Annotated in this window: 21 protein-coding genes; 6 read left to right on the top strand and 15 right to left on the bottom strand. The window is 36.7% G+C overall.

The window, feature by feature from the left end; all coding sequences use genetic code 11:
* Positions 1–564: 564 nt before the first annotated feature.
* Together ACIQ7T_RS05645 and ACIQ7T_RS05640 are read right to left on the bottom strand one after the other, a co-directional pair.
* Positions 565–2,526 (bottom strand): methyl-accepting chemotaxis protein, encoded by a 1,962-nt coding sequence (locus tag ACIQ7T_RS05645; protein ID WP_370077557.1) that lies wholly within the window; start codon positions 2,524–2,526, stop codon positions 565–567.
* 298 nt (positions 2,527–2,824) lie between these two features.
* A complete protein-coding gene (locus tag ACIQ7T_RS05640) occupies positions 2,825–4,504 on the bottom strand; it encodes a methyl-accepting chemotaxis protein (protein WP_402869075.1) in 1,680 nt (559 codons plus the stop codon).
* A gap of 329 nt (positions 4,505–4,833) precedes the next feature.
* On the opposite strand from ACIQ7T_RS05640, the gene ACIQ7T_RS05635 reads away from it, so the two are divergent.
* Complete coding sequence (locus ACIQ7T_RS05635; protein ID WP_370077553.1) at positions 4,834–5,388, top strand: delta-aminolevulinic acid dehydratase; 555 nt, start codon at positions 4,834–4,836, stop codon at positions 5,386–5,388.
* Positions 5,389–5,437: 49 nt separating this feature from the next.
* On the opposite strand, the gene ACIQ7T_RS05630 is transcribed toward ACIQ7T_RS05635, so the two are convergent.
* The 7 genes from ACIQ7T_RS05630 to ACIQ7T_RS05600 form a co-directional block, all read right to left on the bottom strand.
* Positions 5,438–5,974, bottom strand: coding sequence for a DUF1572 family protein (locus tag ACIQ7T_RS05630; protein ID WP_370077551.1), 537 nt, complete (start codon positions 5,972–5,974; stop codon positions 5,438–5,440).
* Between the two features lie 111 nt (positions 5,975–6,085).
* Entirely contained in the window at positions 6,086–7,000 is a 915-nt protein-coding gene (locus ACIQ7T_RS05625) for a hypothetical protein (protein WP_402869072.1), read from the bottom strand.
* Positions 7,000–7,512, bottom strand: coding sequence for an RNA polymerase sigma factor (locus tag ACIQ7T_RS05620; RefSeq protein ID WP_370077547.1), 513 nt, complete (start codon positions 7,510–7,512; stop codon positions 7,000–7,002). Before ACIQ7T_RS05620 ends, ACIQ7T_RS05625 begins: the two co-directional genes overlap by 1 nt.
* 110 nt (positions 7,513–7,622) lie before the next feature.
* Positions 7,623–8,231 carry an SCO family protein gene (locus ACIQ7T_RS05615; RefSeq protein ID WP_402869070.1) on the bottom strand — a complete coding sequence of 203 codons (609 nt, stop codon included), beginning with the start codon at positions 8,229–8,231 and terminating at the stop codon, positions 7,623–7,625.
* A 104-nt stretch (positions 8,232–8,335) separates the two neighbouring features.
* Positions 8,336–8,458 carry a YvrJ family protein gene (locus ACIQ7T_RS05610; RefSeq protein ID WP_082337366.1) on the bottom strand — a complete coding sequence of 41 codons (123 nt, stop codon included), beginning with the start codon at positions 8,456–8,458 and terminating at the stop codon, positions 8,336–8,338.
* 87 nt (positions 8,459–8,545) lie between these two features.
* Positions 8,546–8,770 (bottom strand): DUF2922 domain-containing protein, encoded by a 225-nt coding sequence (locus tag ACIQ7T_RS05605; RefSeq protein ID WP_402869068.1) that lies wholly within the window; start codon positions 8,768–8,770, stop codon positions 8,546–8,548.
* 12 nt (positions 8,771–8,782) lie between these two features.
* On the bottom strand, positions 8,783–8,998 hold the full coding sequence (locus ACIQ7T_RS05600; RefSeq protein ID WP_370077541.1) for a DUF1659 domain-containing protein: 216 nt from the start codon (positions 8,996–8,998) through the stop codon (positions 8,783–8,785).
* 118 nt (positions 8,999–9,116) lie between these two features.
* Between ACIQ7T_RS05600 and ACIQ7T_RS05595 the strand changes: the two genes are divergently transcribed.
* Complete coding sequence (locus ACIQ7T_RS05595; RefSeq protein ID WP_370077682.1) at positions 9,117–9,545, top strand: DUF2621 domain-containing protein; 429 nt, start codon at positions 9,117–9,119, stop codon at positions 9,543–9,545.
* Between the two features lie 174 nt (positions 9,546–9,719).
* On the opposite strand, the gene ACIQ7T_RS05590 is transcribed toward ACIQ7T_RS05595, so the two are convergent.
* The 5 genes from ACIQ7T_RS05590 to ACIQ7T_RS05570 all read right to left on the bottom strand — a co-directional run bounded on the left by ACIQ7T_RS05590 (position 9,720) and on the right by ACIQ7T_RS05570 (position 14,312).
* Positions 9,720–10,886 carry a M56 family metallopeptidase gene (locus ACIQ7T_RS05590; RefSeq protein ID WP_370077539.1) on the bottom strand — a complete coding sequence of 389 codons (1,167 nt, stop codon included), beginning with the start codon at positions 10,884–10,886 and terminating at the stop codon, positions 9,720–9,722.
* 8 nt (positions 10,887–10,894) lie between these two features.
* The gene (locus ACIQ7T_RS05585) at positions 10,895–11,275 is read right to left on the bottom strand and encodes a BlaI/MecI/CopY family transcriptional regulator (RefSeq protein ID WP_402869229.1); all 381 of its coding nucleotides are present in this window, start codon (positions 11,273–11,275) and stop codon (positions 10,895–10,897) included.
* 1,384 nt (positions 11,276–12,659) lie between these two features.
* Complete coding sequence (locus ACIQ7T_RS05580) at positions 12,660–13,157, bottom strand: CcdC family protein (RefSeq protein WP_370077527.1); 498 nt, start codon at positions 13,155–13,157, stop codon at positions 12,660–12,662.
* Between the two features lie 22 nt (positions 13,158–13,179).
* A complete protein-coding gene (locus tag ACIQ7T_RS05575) occupies positions 13,180–13,548 on the bottom strand; it encodes a response regulator (RefSeq protein ID WP_370077526.1) in 369 nt (122 codons plus the stop codon).
* 53 nt (positions 13,549–13,601) lie between these two features.
* Entirely contained in the window at positions 13,602–14,312 is a 711-nt protein-coding gene (locus ACIQ7T_RS05570) for a cytochrome c biogenesis CcdA family protein (RefSeq protein ID WP_370077524.1), read from the bottom strand.
* A 438-nt stretch (positions 14,313–14,750) separates the two neighbouring features.
* Here ACIQ7T_RS05570 and ACIQ7T_RS05565 point away from each other — a divergent pair, with 438 nt between their 5' ends.
* The 4 genes from ACIQ7T_RS05565 to ACIQ7T_RS05550 all read left to right on the top strand — a co-directional run bounded on the left by ACIQ7T_RS05565 (position 14,751) and on the right by ACIQ7T_RS05550 (position 18,513).
* Positions 14,751–15,479, top strand: a complete 729-nt coding sequence (locus tag ACIQ7T_RS05565; RefSeq protein WP_370077522.1) for a FadR/GntR family transcriptional regulator — start codon at positions 14,751–14,753, stop codon at positions 15,477–15,479.
* A gap of 158 nt (positions 15,480–15,637) precedes the next feature.
* A complete protein-coding gene (locus ACIQ7T_RS05560; protein ID WP_402869064.1) occupies positions 15,638–16,354 on the top strand; it encodes a (Fe-S)-binding protein in 717 nt (238 codons plus the stop codon).
* 15 nt (positions 16,355–16,369) lie between these two features.
* On the top strand, positions 16,370–17,797 hold the full coding sequence (locus ACIQ7T_RS05555; protein ID WP_402869062.1) for a LutB/LldF family L-lactate oxidation iron-sulfur protein: 1,428 nt from the start codon (positions 16,370–16,372) through the stop codon (positions 17,795–17,797).
* Entirely contained in the window at positions 17,797–18,513 is a 717-nt protein-coding gene (locus ACIQ7T_RS05550) for a LutC/YkgG family protein (protein WP_402869227.1), read from the top strand. Before ACIQ7T_RS05555 ends, ACIQ7T_RS05550 begins: the two co-directional genes overlap by 1 nt.
* A gap of 203 nt (positions 18,514–18,716) precedes the next feature.
* Here ACIQ7T_RS05550 and ACIQ7T_RS05545 read toward each other — a convergent pair whose 3' ends face one another.
* A complete protein-coding gene (locus ACIQ7T_RS05545) occupies positions 18,717–20,006 on the bottom strand; it encodes an MFS transporter (protein ID WP_402869060.1) in 1,290 nt (429 codons plus the stop codon).
* Between the last annotated feature and the right edge of the window lie 78 nt (positions 20,007–20,084).

Genomic DNA, 20,084 nt, shown 5'->3' with positions numbered 1-20,084 from the left:
TCTTTACTAGTTCATAAAATGTGTTTTGTCCAATTTTGTGGTTTCTTTTTAGACTCAAAGAAGCCCCTAGCACATAACCTCCCCTTCTCTTATCGATTAAATTTTCTTCTTATGTTTTTATCGGACAAAATACTTAAATTTAAAACAACTTTTTTCATTTTTTTGATTTAACTAGGCTTCATTATAAGCTTTCAGAAGAAAAACCAGGTGCCATCTATCGACAACGAAAAATCAATGTAGAATCTGTTTTTGGATTCTTAAAGACTAATTTTCGTTTCATTCGATTTTCTTTCCGTAGTAAATAAAAGGTTGAACACGAAATAGGCTTTGTATTGACGCCATTAATTCTCCGGAAATAGACTACCATTATTAAATAAGGTAAAGAACATAGAATGACTTGGTCAAACAAGAAAAAAGAGAAATCGTTACTTTTCGATTTCTCTTTTTCTTTGCCGAAGAGCCATACTTTATTAAAAATGAAACCTTCATCTCATTGACACAATAGTTTTAATAATATAGAACGCCATCCCTCAAATGAGGAATGGCATTTTTTTCGTATATCTATTAATATTTAAATTGACTAATGAGCTGTTTTAACTCATCTGCCATATACGCAAGCGCTTGTGCAGAAGCATTAATCTCTTCCATTGAAGCTAATTGTTCCTCTGTAGACGCTGCAACGTCCTCTGAAGCAGTCGCATTTCCGTGTGCTGAGAATGCCAAATCCTCCGTAACGGCTGTTACTTCTTGTACACTTGCTGACATCTGTTCAGAGGCAGAAGATACCTCTTCCATTTTAGGAGTAATTTTATCCATGCTTGTTTTAATCATTTGGAATTTAGTAATGGCTTCATCTGATACTTGTAATCCATTTTGAACATCTTCTGTAACTTTTGCCATGATGTTTACGGATTGTTCTGTTTCTAATTGAATACTATTAATTAGCTCGAAAATTTGCTTTGCAGATTCCTGCGATTGCTCCGCTAACTTTCTTACTTCATCAGCAACAACAGCAAAGCCTTTTCCGTGCTCCCCTGCTCTTGCTGCCTCTATCGCTGCATTGAGTGCAAGTAAGTTCGTTTGATCTGCAATGCTTGTAATTACATCTAAAATGGATGTAATTTGCTTAGAGCGTTCATGTAGTGTTTGAATTTTCGTATTCGAATCGGTCACAGATACATGAATAGACTGCATTTGATCTTTTGTATCCTGGACTGCCTGTCCACCTTCATCTGCTTGTAGCGTCGCGTGCTGTGAAAGATCTGTCACAGTAGAAGAGATCTCCGCAATATGAAGAATAGCCTTAGAAAGCTCCTGTAACGATTCTGCATTCTTATTCGCACTCGTCGTTTGCGTGTCTGCGCTTGAAGCAACATCTTGAATTGAAATGGCCACTTTTTCTGTAGCAATGCTCGTTTGGTTAGCATTGGCTGTTAGCTCTTCTGCCGACGAAGCTACCTCTTCGGCATTTTGTTCAATTTTTTGAATAAGAGTTCTTAAACTGTCTTGCATATCATTAAAAGCTTGACCTAGCTGTCCAATCTCGTCATTGGAAGTGATTGTCACTTTCTCTGTTAAATCACCTTTACTAATGGTTACTGCACTATCTTTTAGTAATCTAATCGGTTTTATAATGGTCTTCATAACAAAAAAGAATACAATCGAACTGATTACAATCGCAGCAATTAATACGAGAAACGTATTTTTCAAAATGGGTGATGCTGATTGGTCAATTTCCTTTGCAAAAATTGTCCCTGTGATTTTCCAATTTGTCAGTTCATTCGTTGTAAAGAACATAATACGGTCATCACCGTCAAAGACATAATCATACGTGCCAGATTTGCTGTCATACAGCTGATCGAGAAAGCTTTCTTTTAACTCGCTACCCGGTTCTAAAGTCGGGTGTGAAATGACCATCTTATCTTCACCAAAAATAGAAGAATATCCATTTTTTCCGATACTAATAGAGCTTGCGATATTTTGAAGGTTTGTCAATTTTATATCAATTGCAACTACCCCAGATTGATCCTTTAACTGACGAGCAATTGTTACGACCATATCTCCAGTTCCAGCATCTATATAGGGATTCGTAATTAAAACTTCTCCCTTTAATGCTGTAGTTTCTTTATACCAGTCTCGTTCCAAAAGATTATATTCGGCGCTATTCGATTTTGGTTCTAGAAATAATGTTCCCTCATTTGTTCCAATATAAATGCTCAGAACATCTGGATGTAGCTTTATATATTGTTGGAATTTTGTATGTACTGCAGATCCTTGCTGTTCATATTTAGAAGAATCTATTTCCTCGCTAAACACATTCATGTCGTTTATTTTTTCACTAATGGTATTATCAATCAACGTATTCAAAATTTTAACACTTTCATCTGCACTAAAAAGTATTTCTTCCTTTAACGAATCTTTTGCTGAAAGATACGATAAGCTTCCTACAGAAATAACTGGGATTAATAAGATAAAAGCAAATAATGTGTAAAGCTTACCCTTAAAGCTTCCAAATAATTTTTTCATACAACAGCTCTCCTTTTGACTTTACTAGTTCTTTAAATGTGCTTTGCCCCATTTTATGGTTTCTTTTTAGACTCAAAAAGAATGCCACTCCCTGGTTCACAATCGCCTCCTCTTCTATCGATTAAATTTTCATCCTATGCTTTTTTTATCGGACGAAATACTCAAATCCGAACCCCCTTTTTCATTTTTTTGATTTTCTTAACATAAATTCTTCTATTTTTGCACTTCTTCATTATGTAGTTAAACATAAAACCCCTATGTATCATACTTTAGCTATGATGCATAGGGGCTCCTGTTGTTAGTATTTAAATGCTTGAATTGATTCTTGTAAGTCAATCGCCATTTTTGCCAAATGTGTAGAGGCTGCAGCTACTTCTTCCATCGCTGCATTTTGTTCCTCAGAGGATGCTGCAACACTTTGAACATTGCTACTCGATTGCATTGATACTTCGCTAATGTAATCGATTTCTTTGACAAGTTTTTCAATATCTTGATGGATCGTTCGAATAGCCGCTGTAACTGATTCGGTTTGAGCTTGTACATCATTAATGGCATCGTCAATTTGTATAAAATTATCTCTTGCCACATTTACCTTTTCACGGCCAAGCATTACTGAATCATTACTACTGATCATATCTTCCTCGATAATTCTTGTATCTTCAGTAATTTGCAAAACAACCTTTTCAATGTCTACTGCTGCTAAATTCGATTCATCTGCTAGCTTCCGTACCTCTTCTGCTACTACGGCAAAGCCCTTGCCATGCTCACCGCTTCGTGCTGCTTCTATAGAGGCGTTGATAGCCAATAGATTTGTTTGGGTAGCAATATTTTTAATAACATTGACTGCTGAGACGATTGCTGCTGTATTTTCGTCTAAGTCTTTAACACGTGTACTTAGCTCTGCTGTATTATCCGCAATTTCATTCATCTGTTCAATGACATTACGAACTGAGGAACGTCCTATGCTAGCCATATTTTTAGTTTCTACCGTTGCACCGTTCACATGATCAATACTCGTTGATATGTCATTCATTTTTTTCAAAATGTGAGAGGATAAGTTACGTACATCACCTGTTAATGTATCCTGTTCTTCAATACCATGGGCAATATCTTGAATCGATTCTGAGACAACTTCTGTTGCCTGTGTCACTTCCATACTACTCGCTGTGAGCTGCTCGGAAGTTGCCGCAACCTGCTCGGATGAATTAGCGACATGCTTCATAGTATTGCTAAGCTTTTCGGACATCGAATTAAACGAAGCTGCCAGCTGTGCAAACTCATCTTTTGTTTTAAATTGCAGGTGCGTTTGTAAATTGCCATTTGAGAACTTGTCCATTTCTACTACAGTTTGTTGAATATTTTTCGCGACTCTACGACCAAAAACTGTCGCAATAATAATGCTTATAAGTAAGGAAACAATCGCTAGTATGGCAATCTCTTTGCCACTGTTGTCGCCTTTTTGCTTAGTAGCCTCTACACGCGCCTGCATTTCGTCTTGCTGAGCCGTTGCCATCGTTTTCCCAAACTCAACAAGCTTTAGCGAGCCTTTCCCTAAAATCGGTAATGCCAATTCCTGCGCTTGCTGTTTTTCACCACTTTGAAAAAGCGGTACAATTTGTTCATCTATAGGTTTTTCCCATTCCTCTAACTGCTTTAAAAACTGTTCAAAGTCCATATTTTTATGTCCAAGTTCTTCAATACGATGAATAGATTTATGTAAAGTATCTCTTATTTCGAGATGATTATTGAGCATGTCTTCTTTACCATATAACATATACCCCCGGATGGCAGCGTTTGCCCGAACCGTTTGGAAGGAAATATCATTATACAAGTTGATTAATTCCGTCTTTTTTTCGATTTCCGCAAGTGTTTGTTTATTATCATTTAAAAAGTACATAGCAATACTAGTAATTAGTAATAGAAATACTAAAACTATACCAAAAGAAAATTGCAGTTTTCGTTCTACCGTTGATCTCATACGACTCCCTCTATTCCCTTTTAACATTAATCATCTTGAGTATAGACTAAATATCCCAATCGTCCCATAAGGAATGCGTCTTTTATCATAAATTAACACAAAAATTTTACAAAAATAAAACACATCACCAAATGTCTTGACTTCTCTAAATTCTATATCGCAGTATTAGTATTGCAAAAATGAACACATAGCAAGTCACTCAACCAAAATGTTCCTACGGCTATCCGGTTTTAAAAAAATAGTCAGTGAGCTTTTATCATCAATTTGGTTATAATTCACAATTTTAGATATACTATTACCATAAGTATAAATAAAGGAGAATATTAGAAATGAGTAAGCCAGATTTGTATGTTAGTTTAGTAGTAGGCTCTAATTGTGATATCGAATCACTTGCATTGCGCTCAGTTCTCGAATCATTTGGTGTTCGAGTAACACTTCATTTAATAGGAAGACCAAATGATTTTATTGATGTTTTATCTGGAGAAGATTTAGATGATCGAGTAGATTATTTAATTTTAAACTTCCACGGGGATGAAGGACGTTTTTGCATGCCTGAGCTAGGTGCAGATATTTATGAGTTAAATGAACCACGAGGTGAATTTTTCGGTCCTCAAGAGGTCTTAAAATATAGTAAATTAAAAGATGTGAAGGTTATTGCCTCTGGCTGTACTTTAGGTGAAAAACAGCTAGCAACTGCGTTTTTAAAAAGTGGTTGCCATTCATATTTAGGACCGGATGATTACATAGATGGCAATGCAAACTTAATGTTTCTTATAAGATTTATGTACGAAATTATTGCTAATGAGCGAACACAGCAAGAAGCCTTTGAAATCACAAAATCAATTGACGAAGAAACTTCAATGTATCAACTTTATTTTGCTTAGAAGACAAATCCAAAAAAATCGTAGCATATGCATGCTACGATTTTTTTATTTATTGTTGATGTTTTTTTACCATAGACTCTGTAAAAGCCTGAGATTGCCCCTTTGGAATACTTAATGTTTCCCAATCAGAGCCCTTTAGTTGCTTAGCGATGTAAACAATTTGACCGACATGTTCTGAGTAGTGGGACATTTGTCTTTCGATAGCGTCTATCACTGAATGCCTCTCTCCTCTTATCGTTACAAATCCTTGTAAATCAGCTTCCGTTAATCCTTGTAAAGCGTCTAAAAATACTTGCCAACCCTTTTCCCATACCATCATTACCTCTTCTTTTGTCTGAAGGCTATCGGTAAATTCACCGTCACGATTTCTCATTGCTTTCTCGCCATCTGTCGTTAGAAAGTCCGTCCATCTCGATATCATATTACCACTAACATGTTTTACGATAACGGCAATGCTATTGGATTCTTCGTTAAAAGCCCAATGCAGTTGTTCGTGATCCAATTGTATGAGTGTTTTATCGCCTTGTTCTTTCACACTTTTAAACCTTTTCTGAATAACATTTAAATAAGTCTGCCCCATACTCATTCGTAAACGCCCCCATTATTTTATATCAACTTTCTTGGCTACTGAAAACATTGTCTCCCCCTTAAATCTAAGTTTAACTAGTTTAATAAGATTGTGAAGGGAATTATTACTTTACAAATCGTTACCCAATATAAATTCTTTTACAAGCTCAATCATTTTCTTTTGCATATCTTCCTGATCTGAATGTTCTAATTGATATCCAACGTGGAAAACATAACCGTTATAATAAGTGTAAAGCTCATTGGCTTCATTGCTAGTTAGACGAACCTTCTTATTTTTTATATCAAAGTCATAGTAAAAATAAGACAATCTACCACTACCAGGTGTAGCGATTGGATGAAATAATGGACTTTCTCCGATTAAACCCTCATTCTTAATAGTATTGCCTAAAAAATCACTAATATCATGTGTAATATCATAATTTGCTAATGGATTACTATCTACATTAGTGACTGTAAAAATAGCAAATTGTTGATCTTTACCACTTAATGCTTTTTGTAAATAAGTAAATTGCAATTGATTTTGTAAGCGACCATTAGTCATTTCTGAAGTTACAGCATAAACTTCCTGTATATTGGCCTTAAAAGGTAGTTTCTTAGGATCAATCGGATGAACGTTATTCCCCAATACTGTGGCTACCTCTTGCATTGCTTCAAAACCTTTCACAGGCTCGTAAAATTTTGGGTTTTTACGGTCATTGAGACGATCAGCTGTTTGAAAATACTGACTATAGGTTACCATAGATCCTTTGACCTCGGTGTTAAATAGATCTGTTAATTGTTTAGACACTTCCTTCCCTTCTATTTGCGAAGTATCAGTTGTCATTTTTAAAATATCATATTTTGTTAGCTGCAAGGCGACGAACAATAAAACGGAACAGGTAATGGTCAATGTGACAATACGATAGGACCAACGATGTCTCTTTGGCGAAGATTGTTCTTCATTAATTTTTATTTTTACGTTTCGAATAATTGCTTCTTTATGCACAGATATATCCTTTAACTCTCTTAATGTATGCTTATCCACTAAAACAGTACCTCCCATTCGATATCCTGAAGATCAATTTTTAATAGCTCTTTACCTTTTTTCAGCCGTGATTTGACTGTACCTTCTGGGATTTCGAGTAGTTTCGCAATTTCTTTAATCGACATATCTTCTAAATAAAAATACACAATAGGTTCTCGTTGCTTTAACGGTAATTTCAAAATGGCTTCATCTAAAATCGTTTGTTCATCCTGTTGAATAAGCGTGTCTTTTAGAACGGATTTTTGCTTAGGGAAAAGCTTGGATTGAACTGAAATTTTCCGATATGCCCAGCTTTTTAAATAATCCTTACTTTTATTTATGGTCATACGTGCTAAGTAAGCCCGCATCTCTCCTCTTTCTTCATAATGCTTTTGATGATGATAAAATTTAATAAAAACATCTTGAACAATATCCTCAGCTATTTGTAGATCTTTCGAATAGTAGTAAGCGATTCGAAATAAATGCTCTGTATGTAGTTCCATTAGTTGCTCTAAATATTCTGTATCAGACAAAATCTCTCCCTCCTTCTACACTATAAACGAGGCTAAAGTTATAAAAGATTAAATTTGAACCACAAAAAAAACCGTCTCTTCATAATATTGAGACGGTTTCCTTCTATCCATTATAAATTTTCATCAATATATGTTTCTATATCTGATGCAATTGTGTCAATAGGGACATCCTCGGCATTATCTGCAAACCCAGAATACATTTTTACGATTTTGCCATCTTTATCAACTAAGAAAAATTGATTTCCGTGTACCACTTGGTCGGTGTTAGGATCATCTTTCACCCATATTTTAGTTGATTTGACTGCGAACTGTTCGATATATTTTTGTGAATATCCAGTAAGTAGATTCCATTTTGATTCATCTGGAACATTATATTTGCCTAAATAATTAGCTAATATTTCTGGCTTATCTACATCAGGATCAATTGAAAACGCAACAATATTATAATCTTCCACACCTTTTTTCTTCAGCTTTTCTTGAACTTGCGTCATATTAAAGGTCATTGGTGGGCAAATCGATGTACAATTTGTAAAAATATACATACCAATCCATGGTTTCCCTTTTAAACTATCTAAAGAAACTTTTTCTCCGCGTTGATCTACATGTTCAAAATCTGGTAACTCCAAGCTATAATCTGCTTTAAATTTTGTATTTCCACACGCACTGAGCACTGCAGCTAATGCAAAAAGTAGAACAAGCCCAATTATTTTATTTCTCATCTTTAACACGCTCCCTACTTACACTATCCTCATCCTATCGTACGATGTAAATATTGGCAAGGACACTCAAGTGACAGCTTTCGTACATCTTTGTGAAATCGATTTCACTTTAAGGAAACCAGTGCATCATGGATTGCATCTAATTTAACTTCTACTCGGTGCAGTAAATAAAACGACACTAAGATAGGAAAACCGATATCTGATATCATGTTTAACCACTGTTCCATGTTGACCCCTCCTTCACACTAAGCTTATTAAAACCATTATTGTCGAAAATGGTCCTTGCAGGAAATTCTGCAAAGACCATTTTGTGACTATTCGATCTCTAATTCAAATTCTCTTACTTGTCGATCAACGATGCGAGCCCCAGTCATTGCAACCAGAGCACTAGCTTGTCCATCAAAAACATTTTTAGCGATGATCGTTTGCATGACCTGTTGAATTTCCTCCGCTGTTACATTTGGCTTCGGCGCATCAATCGTTATCGTTGTCGTTTTCCCTGCTGCTGTCTCAAATTGCAGCTCTAAAACTTGTGTCATAGCTTTCCCCCCTTAGGATAAATCTGTTGTTTCTTGTTTTACAATGCTATCTAGTGCGTGTGAAGATAGACTTGCAATAGCCTTTGCTACCTCTACTAAATCCTCTGCTGAATGCGAGCCGTTTAAATTGCGGTACGTTTTAATTGTAAACATGGGCTCGTTTTGTGCATTGTGTCCAGCGACATACTTTAAGCGTAGTGTAGCACCTACGAAATTGACTTTTGCCATGAGCGTCACCTCCTTTACACAATATATACTGACTTATTGCTAAAAAAGGGACATTTAGGATGGATTTTTTTCTGCAAGCTTTTATAATAGAGTAAGAGAAGGCAAAGAGGTGAACGATTTGTTAACTGGTTGGTTTTTATGGTTTATCCTATTTTGGGTAGTTGTACTCATTTCATTTATGGGGATAGGCGGATTTTTCATGTTCCGCAAATTTTTAAAGGCATTACCGAAGCAGGACGGTAAATCTGATTTAGATTGGCAAGAGTATTATTTAGATAAAACCATTCATTTATGGGGACAACCTGAGAAGGAGCTTTTATATGAACTTGTAAGTCCTGTACCTGAGCTATTTAGACAAGTAGCTAAGGAAAAAATAGCAGGAAAAATTGGCGAGCTTGCTTTAGAAGAAAAGGCACCTGCCATAAACCATGATTTGATTATTCGTGGCTATATCCAAGCAACACCTAAGCGCGACCATAAATTTTTACGCAAAAAATTAGATGAAATGCAAATTGACATCGCTCCATATGAACATTTGTTTGATTAATGGTACGCTGCACAATGATATGTGCAGCGTTTTTAGAAAAATTTCCTACAGTTCAATAAAAGCCGTTTCAGCGATATACTTGACTGCTCTATCATTCGCTTTGCCAGGGAAATGTGAATTTAAAAACGTACATGCGCAAAGAATCCCGTATTATAAAAGTACAGGATTCTTTTATTATTCTTCTAAATGAACTTCACCTTTTTCAATTTGCTTGAGAACTTTTTGCCACTCATCTTTTGTAAACTTGGATTCATCAGACATTTTGACTGAAATCAACTCGGAAAATCCTCTCTTTGATTCCTCTTTTTCTCCATTTGAAGAAACTAATGTTGCAACTTTGTTTTCTTCTTGAATAATTTCTCCTGAAATAGATGGTGTATTTTTTTGGGCTAATGTAGCTCCTCCTACGCCAATACTTGCAAGTGCTAATAATGCAACAGTGGATAAGGCTATAACAGGCTTACTCATTTTTTTAACTTTTAACATTTTCATCAATCTCCTTTTTAAATTCATTTGTTCAGTTGAAAAAGTGGTGCCATAGATATATGAATTAGATTGCTCATTTGATCGTTCAATCATATTCAAAATTGTTTCTCCATATTTTTTCCTCTCTACATGAGACATTTTCATAACAACATCTTCATCACAAGAAAGCTCACTCCACATAAGTACTTCTTTTTTTAATAAATAAATTAATGGATTATACCAATGGATAATCGTTGCAATTAGCATAAACCTTCTTATCCATAAATCTTTTTTCTTAAAATGAATCAATTCGTGTTTAATAACCATCTCTAATTCATCATTTGGAATCTTATACATCGGCAACACAATAGTCGGTTTTAAAATCCCGATTAGAATGGGACTTATATTACACTTGTTATACAAAATCTCTATATCAGACGAGCAATTCATACGATCCATATTTTTAGTAAGAAGTTGGTGTACTTCACTTTCTTTTGGAACTAAAAAACTTGATACTTTTATTTGCTTGTTGAATCTTTGATACGAATAGAAAGACCAAACACTTTTACCGATTACTCCTACAATCCAAATGGCAAATAAAACTTGGACAGCAGTTAATGATACAGTTAATGTATTTTTAAGTGCTACAGTCTGATTCCCCAAAGCGATATCATTATTTGTTTTCCTAAAAATGATAAGTAATTCAGGGAAAACAAAGATTGGAACTAGAAAAAAGAAAAGAGACAGTTTTCTACTCAAATAGTTCCATTTTGCAGTGAGTAACTCTTTTGTCACATACGTGATCAAAAAGGAAAGTGATAGAACGATACTTCCAGCGACCGACAATGTCACCAAGATTCTTAACCACTCATTCATCATCACACCTACTTATCAGAAAACCATTTTTTTAGTTCATTCAACTCGTCAGATGGAACCTTTTCGTCATAGAGCGTTGCTAAAAAGTTCTTTACTGAACCTTGATACAACTTATCTAATAGGCCTTGCGCTTCTTTCTTTTTATACTCTTTTAGCGAAAGAAGAGGGATATACACATTTGATCTACCTTCCCTTTTTACATCCAGCAATCCCTTGTCAACCAATCTTGTCAAAAAGGTAGAAATGGTTTGAGACTTCCACTGCTTCCCTTTCTCTCGATTAAAGAAATCTAATAATTCTGTAGATGTAAACTTACGATTTTGTTTCCATATAAAGTCCATCAATTCCTCTTCTGTTTCGGACAATTTATTATTAACCACCTCTGTCATTCCCTTCACTTTAATTACTACACCATTGTAGTAATTAAAACATACTACAATGGTGTAGTGTGTGTCAATCGTCAAAATTCATATACTATTTTTCCAAATGTCTTTGATATTCATTTTCTCGCACATTCATCAGTTGCTCTGATTTCTTTCCGTCGCTTTTGTCTTTCTTTCCGTCGCTCAAATTTCTATCCGTCACTTTGACTCTTCTTTCCGTCGCTTGGTCGATTCTTTCCGTCGCTCCAGCAACTCCATCCGTCGTTCCGGCAACTCTATCCGTCGTTCCGGCAACTCTATCCGTCGCTCAAATTTCTATCCGTCACTTTCACTCTTCTTTCCGTCGTTTGGTCGATTCTTTCCGTCGTTCCGGCAACTTTATCCATCGTTCTAATTTCTATCCGTCACTTTCACTCTTCTTTCCGTCGTTTCTGTCTTTCTTTCCGTCGTTCCGGCAATCCTATCCGTCAATTTGGCAATCCTATCCGTCGTTCTAATTTCTATCCGTCACTTTGATTCTTCTTTCAGTCGTTTCTGTCTTTCTTTCCGTCGTTCCGGCAATCCTATCCGTCGTTCTAATTTCTATCCGCCACTTCGACTCTTCTTTCCGTCGCTTGGTCGATTCTTTCCGTCGCTTTTGTCTTTCTTTCCGTCGCTTTTGTCTTTCTTTCCGTCGCTTTGGCTCTTCTTTCCGTCGCTCTGATTTCTATCCACCACTTTGACTCTTCTTTCCGTCGCTTGGACGACTCTTTCCGTCACTTCGGCAATCCTATCCGTCGCTCTAATTTCTATCCGTCACTTTGACTCTTCTTTCCGTCGCTTGGTCGATTCTTTCCGTCGCTCCAGCAACTCCATCCGTCGCTCTAATTTCTATCCGTCACTTTGACTCTTCTTTCCGTCGTTTCTGTCTTTCTATCCGTCGTTCCGGCAACTTTATCCGTCGTTCTAATTTCTATCCGTCACTTTGACTCTTCTTTCCGTCCTTTGGTCGATTCTTTCCGTCGCTCCGGCAACTCCATCCGTCGCTCTAATTTCTATCCGTCACTTTGACTCTTCTTTCCGTCGTTTCTGTCTTTCTTTCCGTCGTTCCGGCAATCCTATCCGTCGCTCTAATTTCTATCCGTCACTTTGACTCTTCTTTCCGTCGCTTGGTCGATTCTTTCCGTCGCTCCAGCAACTCCATCCGTCGCTCAAATTTCTATCCGTCACTTTGACTCTTCTTTCCGTCGTTTCTGTCTTTCTATCCGTCGTTCCGGCAATCCTATCCGTCGCTCTGATTTCTATCCTTCACTTTGCCAAGCCTCTCTATCGCTCGGACCGCTCTATCCATCAGCCAAACTACGCGCAAAAAAAGACTACACTAGATAAATTCTCTAGTGTAGTCTTCCTATTAAATATTCTTTAGCGGAACTGTTTTTTTGATTTTAATAAATTGAACAAGCATTGCGATTCGCCAAGGAAGTAACATAGCGAACGCTAAAATCCAAAACATTCCTGCTAATTCACCAACGTCGATGGAGCTACTTAATATCATTTTTGCAATTACACGGAATACTAACAGTCCGATTAATATAAAAACGAATGCTTTTGAACGTTTTAAATAAATATCTTGACCTTTTACTTCAAATTTAGAAGTGGCAATTAAGATTGTTGAGAACACCATGCCGACTGCTGCCGCTTCAAGGATTTGCATGGGTGGCACTCGAAATTGTTCGAATAAAAACATTAACGCACCTGAAGACATCGCAATAGGTGGAATGATAATTTTCTTCTCATTTGTCGGTTTCTTAGATGCACGCATACGAATAACCATGACAAAGGTACCCATAAAAATGGCCATTATGGTTGAACCTATTACATAATATTGAGAAGGGATATTGTCAAACATAAAATTTCCTCCTCTAATGTCATTAACAATTTTGTCCAAGTAATTGATCAACTACAGCTTTTAATCTTTCTGGCTCGAAAGGCTTTGTCATAAAATCCTTTGCACCACTTTCAATTGCTTCCACGACTAACTTTTGTTGTCCTAAAGCTGTAATCATAATTATTTTTGCATCTGGAAATTCAGGGATGATTTCTTTTACTGCTGCTATACCTGTCATAACGGGCATTGTTACATCCATCGTTACTAGATCTGGTTGTAACTCACGATACATCGCCACAGCTTCTTTACCATTCACTGCCTTGCCGACTACCTCATAACCCCATTCAGTAAACATATTACTTATTGCAACACGCATAAAAAGCGTATCATCCACTACTAAAACTGTAGGCACATGTTCATCTCCCTCCACGTTAAAGTACGGTATTGCCTCTTTAGTTTAGCAGATTAGAAGCCTGTAAATCCACCAAAAATAGGCTGTAAAATGCGTGTTAAATACGATAATCCGTCAAAGAATAACAATACACCAACGACAATCATAATATAACCGCCGATTTTCACGATTTTTTGGCTGTGTGTACGAATCCAAGTCATACGTGCTATAAAGAAAGATAACACGAAGAACGGAATCGCAAAACCTAAATAATAAGCTAACATATAGCTAAATCCTGCTGTTGGATTTGCACTTGCTAATGCAATAATCGATGCTAAAATTGGACCTGTACAAGGCGTCCAACCAGCCGCAAAGGCTATTCCGATTAATACCGATCCCAAATAACCCGATGGTCGGTTTTTAAATTGGAATTTTCGGTCCTTCATTAAAAAGTCAATTTGCAGTAATCCCACAATCATTAATCCAAATACAACGATTAAAATGGCTCCAACCTGACGTAATAATGTTTTATAATTAAGGAAGAACTCGGCTGCTAATGATGCACTTAGACCAATCAAAATAAAGATGATTGAAAATCCTAGTAAAAAGAACAGGGTGTGCAAAATTGCACGTTTTTGCATCATACCTCGTTCCGATTTTAGCTCATCTAATGACATACCTGTTATGTATGATAAAAATGCCGGATACAGCGGTAGAGTACAAGGTGAAATAAAACTTAAAAACCCTGCACCTAAAGCTAAAAATACGTTAATATCAGTTCCCATATTTTCTCACTCGCTCCTTACAGTTACTGTCTCCATCGTACCAAAAATCACTGTAAATTGCGCCCTTCTTGTTTGTGAACGTTTCATGGCAAAAAGGTGTTAAAAAAGTGAAGTTCCATCATATTATCATACTTATTTAATTTTCAGACCTTATTAAATCAAAGTATATTTGCTAATGTACTTTTGCATTATGCGCCCCCTTATATTATCTGTCAACAAAATTCACCATAATTCTGCAATTCAAGTTATGTCCTTCTAAGCATATCCAAAAGGCACTAGAACAGAGCTATGGTGGGCTGTTGTAAAGCCGTTACCTACCGCTTATTTCAGAGTTGTAGTACCCTTTTTAATTTACTGTTATTAGTTAGTAAATTAACTTTCTTCATGTATAATAAAAAAACAATAGAGCAATTGATAGAGATAAATGAGGTGTAGTCCTTGGAATTAAGAAAAATTAAACCGAAAAAAATATATGAGGAAGTATCTGAAATCCTCTATGAAAAAATTAGAGCTGGCGAACTGAAGCCGGGTGACCGACTTGATTCAGTAGAACAACTTGCTGAACAATTACAAGTAAGCAGATCTGCCATCCGAGAAGCTCTTTCCGCTTTAAAAGCAATGGGACTTATTGAAATTAAACAAGGCTCAGGTACATTTGTTAAAAGTAATCAATCCAATCAACTCGATTTCCCCTTATCTACTGCCATTTTAACAAATAAGCAAGATATCTCAAATTTGTTAGAAGTACGTAAAATTATCGAAGTAGGCACAGCGGCTAGCGCAGCTATTCATCGAACAGAAGAAGACATACAGTCCATGTTGCAAATTTTGGATGAGATGAAACGAGTACAAGGAGATGGAGAGCTAGGAGAGAAAGTGGATTTTCAATTTCACGCGGCCATTTCTGCAGCATCTCAAAACCCCCTACTTACAACTATATTGGACCAGGTTTCAGGTTTAATGATTGAAACGATGAAAGAGACACGTCGAATTTGGTTGTACTCTAAAAAAATTACGAGCGAAAAGCTGTATGATGAACATATGCAAATCTTCCTCGCGATTAAACAGCAAAATGAAGAGCTCGCAAAACATGCTATGGCTTCACATTTAAGTAATGTGGAAAAGGTCTTAATGCAATATTTTGAAACAACTGAATCTATGAAATAACAGCAGCTGCCTAGTTTTTACTATAGGCAGTTTTCGAATTTTTTGAAAATTAATAATAAACACCTTTTATTCATCTGTACAATTGTAGTAATATAAAAACAAAGTCATCAGATGACCTGTTGAATTACGGGTAATAAAGATGAAAAGGAGCGATTCTCATGAAAGTAACACTTTTTGCGACTTGTTTAGTTGATATGTTTCAAGGTGATGTAGGAAAAGCTGTAGTAGAAGTTCTTGAAAGGCTCGGTTGTGACCTAGACTTTCCTGAAAATCAAATTTGCTGTGGGCAGCCTGCCTACAATAGTGGCTATGTAAAAGAATCTAAAAATGCTATGAAAAAAATGATTACAGCGTTTGAACATGCCGAATACGTTGTCTCCCCTTCTGGTTCCTGCGCTTATATGTTTAAGGAATACCCAAAAGTGTTTAAGGGAGATCCTGTTTGGGAGCCAAAAGCGCAAGCATTAGCAGATAAAACATATGAATTTACAGAGTTTATCGTAGATATATTAAAAGTCGAGGATGTAGGAGCACATTTAGAGGGCAAGGCTACTTATCATACTTCCTGTCATATGACACGTCTACTCGGAGTTACAGATGCACCGTTTAAACTATTAAATCAAGTTAAAGGACTACAGTATGTAGAACTCCCAGGAAAAGAAAGATGCTGTGGATTTGGCGGAACATTTTCAGTAAAAATGGGCAATATTTCTGGAGAAATGGTTAATGAAAAAGTACAAAATGTTGAAGAAACAGGTGCAGACATTTTAATCGGAGCTGATGCAGGTTGCTTAATCAATATTGGTGGTCGAATTAATCGACAAGGTAAGCCTATTAAAGTCATGCATATTGCGGAAGTATTAAATTGTCACTAAGAGGGGGTAAAAGAAATGTCCATGAAAACAAGTGATGAACGCTTTAATCATCGTGTAACGAAAGAATTAGAAAATACGTTTATGCGCGGAGCTGTGTCAAGCGCACAGGAGCGCTTACAAACACGTCGGCTAAAACAAGCTGATGAGCTCGGACATTGGGAGGAATGGCGCTCTCACGGCGAAGAAATTCGAAAGCATGTGCTGGAGAACTTAGATTATTACTTATATCAGCTAAGTGAAAACGTCTCTAAAAGAGGTGGACATGTTTACTTTGCGCAAACAGCGAAAGAAGCGACGGACTACATTCAAAGTATCGCGAAAAAAAAGAATGCTGCTAAAATTGTAAAATCAAAATCTATGGTGACGGAGGAAATTGATTTAAACGCCGCTTTAGAAAAGCTCGGGTGTGAAGTTATTGAAACAGATCTTGGAGAGTACATTTTGCAAGTAGATGATCATGAGCCACCATCTCATATCATTGCTCCAGCTATGCATAAAAATAAGGAGCAGATTCGTGACGTTTTTAAAGAAAAACAAGGTTATGAGAAAACCGAAAAGCCTGAAGAACTAGCTCTATATGTACGTGAAAAATTAAGAAATGAATATTTAACAGCAGACATTGGCATTACAGGCTGTAACTTTGCTATTGCAGAGAGTGGCTCGATTACGCTCGTGACAAATGAAGGGAACGCAGATTTAGTAACAGCTTTGCCGAAAACACAAATTACGGTAATGGGAATGGAGAGAATTGTTCCAACATTTGAAGAGATGGAAGTACTAGTAAGCTTATTAACAAGAAGCGCAGTTGGGCAAAAGCTAACAAGCTATATTACCACATTAACAGGGATCAAAGATGAAGGTGACACAGATGGACCAGAGGAATTCCATTTAGTAATTGTTGATAATGGACGTTCTGATATTTTAGGCAGTGAATTCCAGCCTATTTTACAATGTATTCGCTGTGCAGCTTGTGTTAACGCTTGCCCTGTTTATCGACATGTTGGCGGACATGCTTATGGTTCTATCTATTCTGGGCCAGTAGGTGTCGTTCTTTCACCATTATTAGGTGGCTATGAAGATTTTAAAGAGTTGCCATATGCCTCCACATTATGTGGCGCCTGTACAGATGCTTGTCCTGTCAAAATACCATTACATCAGCTTATTCATAGACATCGGCAAGTAATTGTCGAAAACGAAGGAAAGGCACCTGTATCGGAAAAGTTACTAATGAAGGCCTTTGGTCTAGGTGCTTCCTCCCCTGCCCTATATAAAATGGCGACAAAAATGGCTTCACCAGCAATGGCTCCATTTACAAAAGATCAAAAAATTTCTAAAGGCCCAGGCCCACTAAAAGCATGGACGGAAGCAAGGGATTTTCCTGCCCCCAATAAAGATAATTTCCGTGACTGGTTTAAACACCGCCAAAAAGGAGGCGATGAATGATGACAGGTACTATTGAAAATAGAGATGTATTTTTAGCAAACATTGCGAAACAGCTTGGACGTACACCAAAAACAGAAATCGTACGACCTACATGGCAATATAACCCTCAAGATCGCGTCCTAAATGAAGCGACAAAAGATGAGTTACTAGAGGTTTTAGTTGAACAATGCAAAAATATTCATACGGATATTGTCATTACAAATACAGCTAATCTTCCTGCAGATTTACAAAAAGTAATTGGAAATTATGGAGGTCAATCTGTTATAACATGGAAAGATGAGCGTTTCCAAAACTATGGCCTAGGAAAATTAATGACCGAGCAATGGCCTCAAGAAAATATTCAACTGTATGAATGGGATTCTGAGCAACCAGAGGAAAATATTCGACAAGCTGAAAAAGCTAACATTGGCATTACAATCAGTGAAATTACATTAGCAGAATCAGGAACTGCTGTACTTTTTAGTGATAAGGATAAAGGTAGATCAGTTAGCTTTTTACCAGAGAAGTCTATTATTTTAATTCCTAAAAGTACCATTGTTCCACGAATGACACAAGCGGCTCGTTGGATTAGCGAAAAAGTTAGAAATGGCGAACAAATTGCTTCCTGCATTAACTTTATAACAGGACCAAGTAATTCGGCAGATATCGAAATGATTTTGATCGTTGGTGTACATGGACCAATTAAAGCCACTTATATTGTGATTGAGGATCAGTAAAACCAATCAACCAGGCATACTTCAACATTGAAGAAATGCCTGGTTTTGTATGTTGCCTATATAATCTCGTTGATAGATGGTTACGAATCGCTGGTAAAACTGCTATTATCGCTGATAAAGTCTCACTAATCGCCGATAAAACCGCTATTATCGCTGATAAACTCCCATTAATCGCTGATAAAACTGCGCATTTCGCTGTTACATTAATTAGCAACACTCTCAGTTACTATCTTCTTTTGTTCATAAAACTCTGGATGTGCTTCTTTTAAGACAGATGTTCGTAGCATAACTAGTGATATCGTCACGATAATGACACTTGTGACAAGTAAAATAACCGTTGCTGGGAATGTATCGTACAAGATGCCGTAAACGACCATACCAATCGGCATCATTGACATTGCCATTGTTTCCATTAATCCCAATACGCGTCCACGATATTCTTCTGAAATCAGCCTTTGCATATAAACCCCAATTGGCATGTTAATCCCCATCTCAAAAACAGCGAAAATAAAGTAGATTACAATATAAAAGATAACAATAGCTAAATAGGATAAATTCGTTACTAATGGAACAACCGCCAGCCCTAAGCTGCTAGCCAACAGCAATAAGCTGATTTTAGAAAAACGTAGTGGCGCCTTAACCTCTTTCCGTGTAGCGAAAATGAGGGAAGCAACAAGCATACCTCCTGCACCTGAAGCTTCAATAAAACCAAAATGAGTTGATTTTACTTTTAGTAATTCAATAATAATATAGGTCCCCCCAACAACAATGGCAGAGAAAAACAAATTAATCCATAATGAAAGCCACATTACTGTTTTAACAACTTTTTGTAGCTTAATATAGCGAAAGCCACTAACAAGCCCAGCCCACATTTTTTCCTTTTCTATAGCCTGATCTCTTGTACTATAGAGAGTAAAATTCATTGTTGCTTCTAAGCAAAATGCAATCACATAGGCCACCATATGTACAAGCAAAAATGCTTTCATGGAGAAAAATCCATACATCATTCCCCCGATTACTGGCCCACCAATTGCTGCTAATGACACTGACATTTGATTGAATGACATTGCTTTCTGTAGGCGTTCTGGATTTACTAGTGTTGCGATTGAGGAAGAAAATGTTACACCTGAAAAGGCTGAGCATATTGTATTAAAAACAGTTGCTATATAAATAGCATAAACCGACAGACCGACCATTTCTGTATAAAGTAGTAGCCCAGTAACGGTCAAGATCGTTCCTGCTTGTGCTAATAAAATCGTGCGTTTCTTTGAATAATTATCAGCTACATACCCTGCCAGAGGCGCGACTAATGCACGAGGCAAAATGGAACATATCATAGTTGTCGCAAAACTCATCGCTGACCCTGTCAGTGCCAAAATATATAACCCTATCCCAAATGACAATACATGTGACCCTAACAACGAGATCATTTTACTGGTTGTGAATGTCCATAAATGATACGTCGCCTTTTTATATTTTTGCTCTTCACTCATCTAAAATCCCTCCGTATTTTTAATTATATTAAAAAGTTTAATTTAATTAAACAAAATATAACACACCTCCCACTTTTC

It is taken from the genome of Lysinibacillus sp. NPDC096212 (assembly GCF_044763105.1).
GTDB lineage: Bacteria > Bacillota > Bacilli > Bacillales_A > Planococcaceae > Lysinibacillus.
Note: the sequence above shows the minus strand (reverse complement) of the source record. Positions and strands in the feature narration are given on the sequence as shown.

Bases quoted from the DNA above. Each gene is read 5' to 3' on its own strand.
- ACIQ7T_RS05585 (WP_402869229.1), bottom strand. From the start codon at position 11,275: ATGACAGAGGTGGTTAATAATAAATTGTCCGAAACAGAAGAGGAATTG.
- ACIQ7T_RS05600 (WP_370077541.1), bottom strand. From the start codon at position 8,998: ATGGCAAAAGTCAATTTCGTAGGTGCTACACTACGCTTAAAGTATGTC.
- ACIQ7T_RS05570 (WP_370077524.1), bottom strand. From the start codon at position 14,312: ATGGGAACTGATATTAACGTATTTTTAGCTTTAGGTGCAGGGTTTTTA.
- ACIQ7T_RS05640 (WP_402869075.1), bottom strand. From the start codon at position 4,504: ATGAGATCAACGGTAGAACGAAAACTGCAATTTTCTTTTGGTATAGTT.
- ACIQ7T_RS05610 (WP_082337366.1), bottom strand. From the start codon at position 8,458: ATGGAACAGTGGTTAAACATGATATCAGATATCGGTTTTCCTATCTTA.
- ACIQ7T_RS05560 (WP_402869064.1), top strand. From the start codon at position 15,638: ATGAAAGTAACACTTTTTGCGACTTGTTTAGTTGATATGTTTCAAGGT.
- ACIQ7T_RS05630 (WP_370077551.1), bottom strand. From the start codon at position 5,974: ATGAGTATGGGGCAGACTTATTTAAATGTTATTCAGAAAAGGTTTAAA.
- ACIQ7T_RS05545 (WP_402869060.1), bottom strand. From the start codon at position 20,006: ATGAGTGAAGAGCAAAAATATAAAAAGGCGACGTATCATTTATGGACA.
- ACIQ7T_RS05635 (WP_370077553.1), top strand. From the start codon at position 4,834: ATGAGTAAGCCAGATTTGTATGTTAGTTTAGTAGTAGGCTCTAATTGT.
- ACIQ7T_RS05580 (WP_370077527.1), bottom strand. From the start codon at position 13,157: ATGTTTGACAATATCCCTTCTCAATATTATGTAATAGGTTCAACCATA.
- ACIQ7T_RS05605 (WP_402869068.1), bottom strand. From the start codon at position 8,770: ATGACACAAGTTTTAGAGCTGCAATTTGAGACAGCAGCAGGGAAAACG.
- ACIQ7T_RS05555 (WP_402869062.1), top strand. From the start codon at position 16,370: ATGTCCATGAAAACAAGTGATGAACGCTTTAATCATCGTGTAACGAAA.
- ACIQ7T_RS05590 (WP_370077539.1), bottom strand. From the start codon at position 10,886: ATGAATGAGTGGTTAAGAATCTTGGTGACATTGTCGGTCGCTGGAAGT.
- ACIQ7T_RS05645 (WP_370077557.1), bottom strand. From the start codon at position 2,526: ATGAAAAAATTATTTGGAAGCTTTAAGGGTAAGCTTTACACATTATTT.
- ACIQ7T_RS05615 (WP_402869070.1), bottom strand. From the start codon at position 8,231: ATGAGAAATAAAATAATTGGGCTTGTTCTACTTTTTGCATTAGCTGCA.
- ACIQ7T_RS05550 (WP_402869227.1), top strand. From the start codon at position 17,797: ATGACAGGTACTATTGAAAATAGAGATGTATTTTTAGCAAACATTGCG.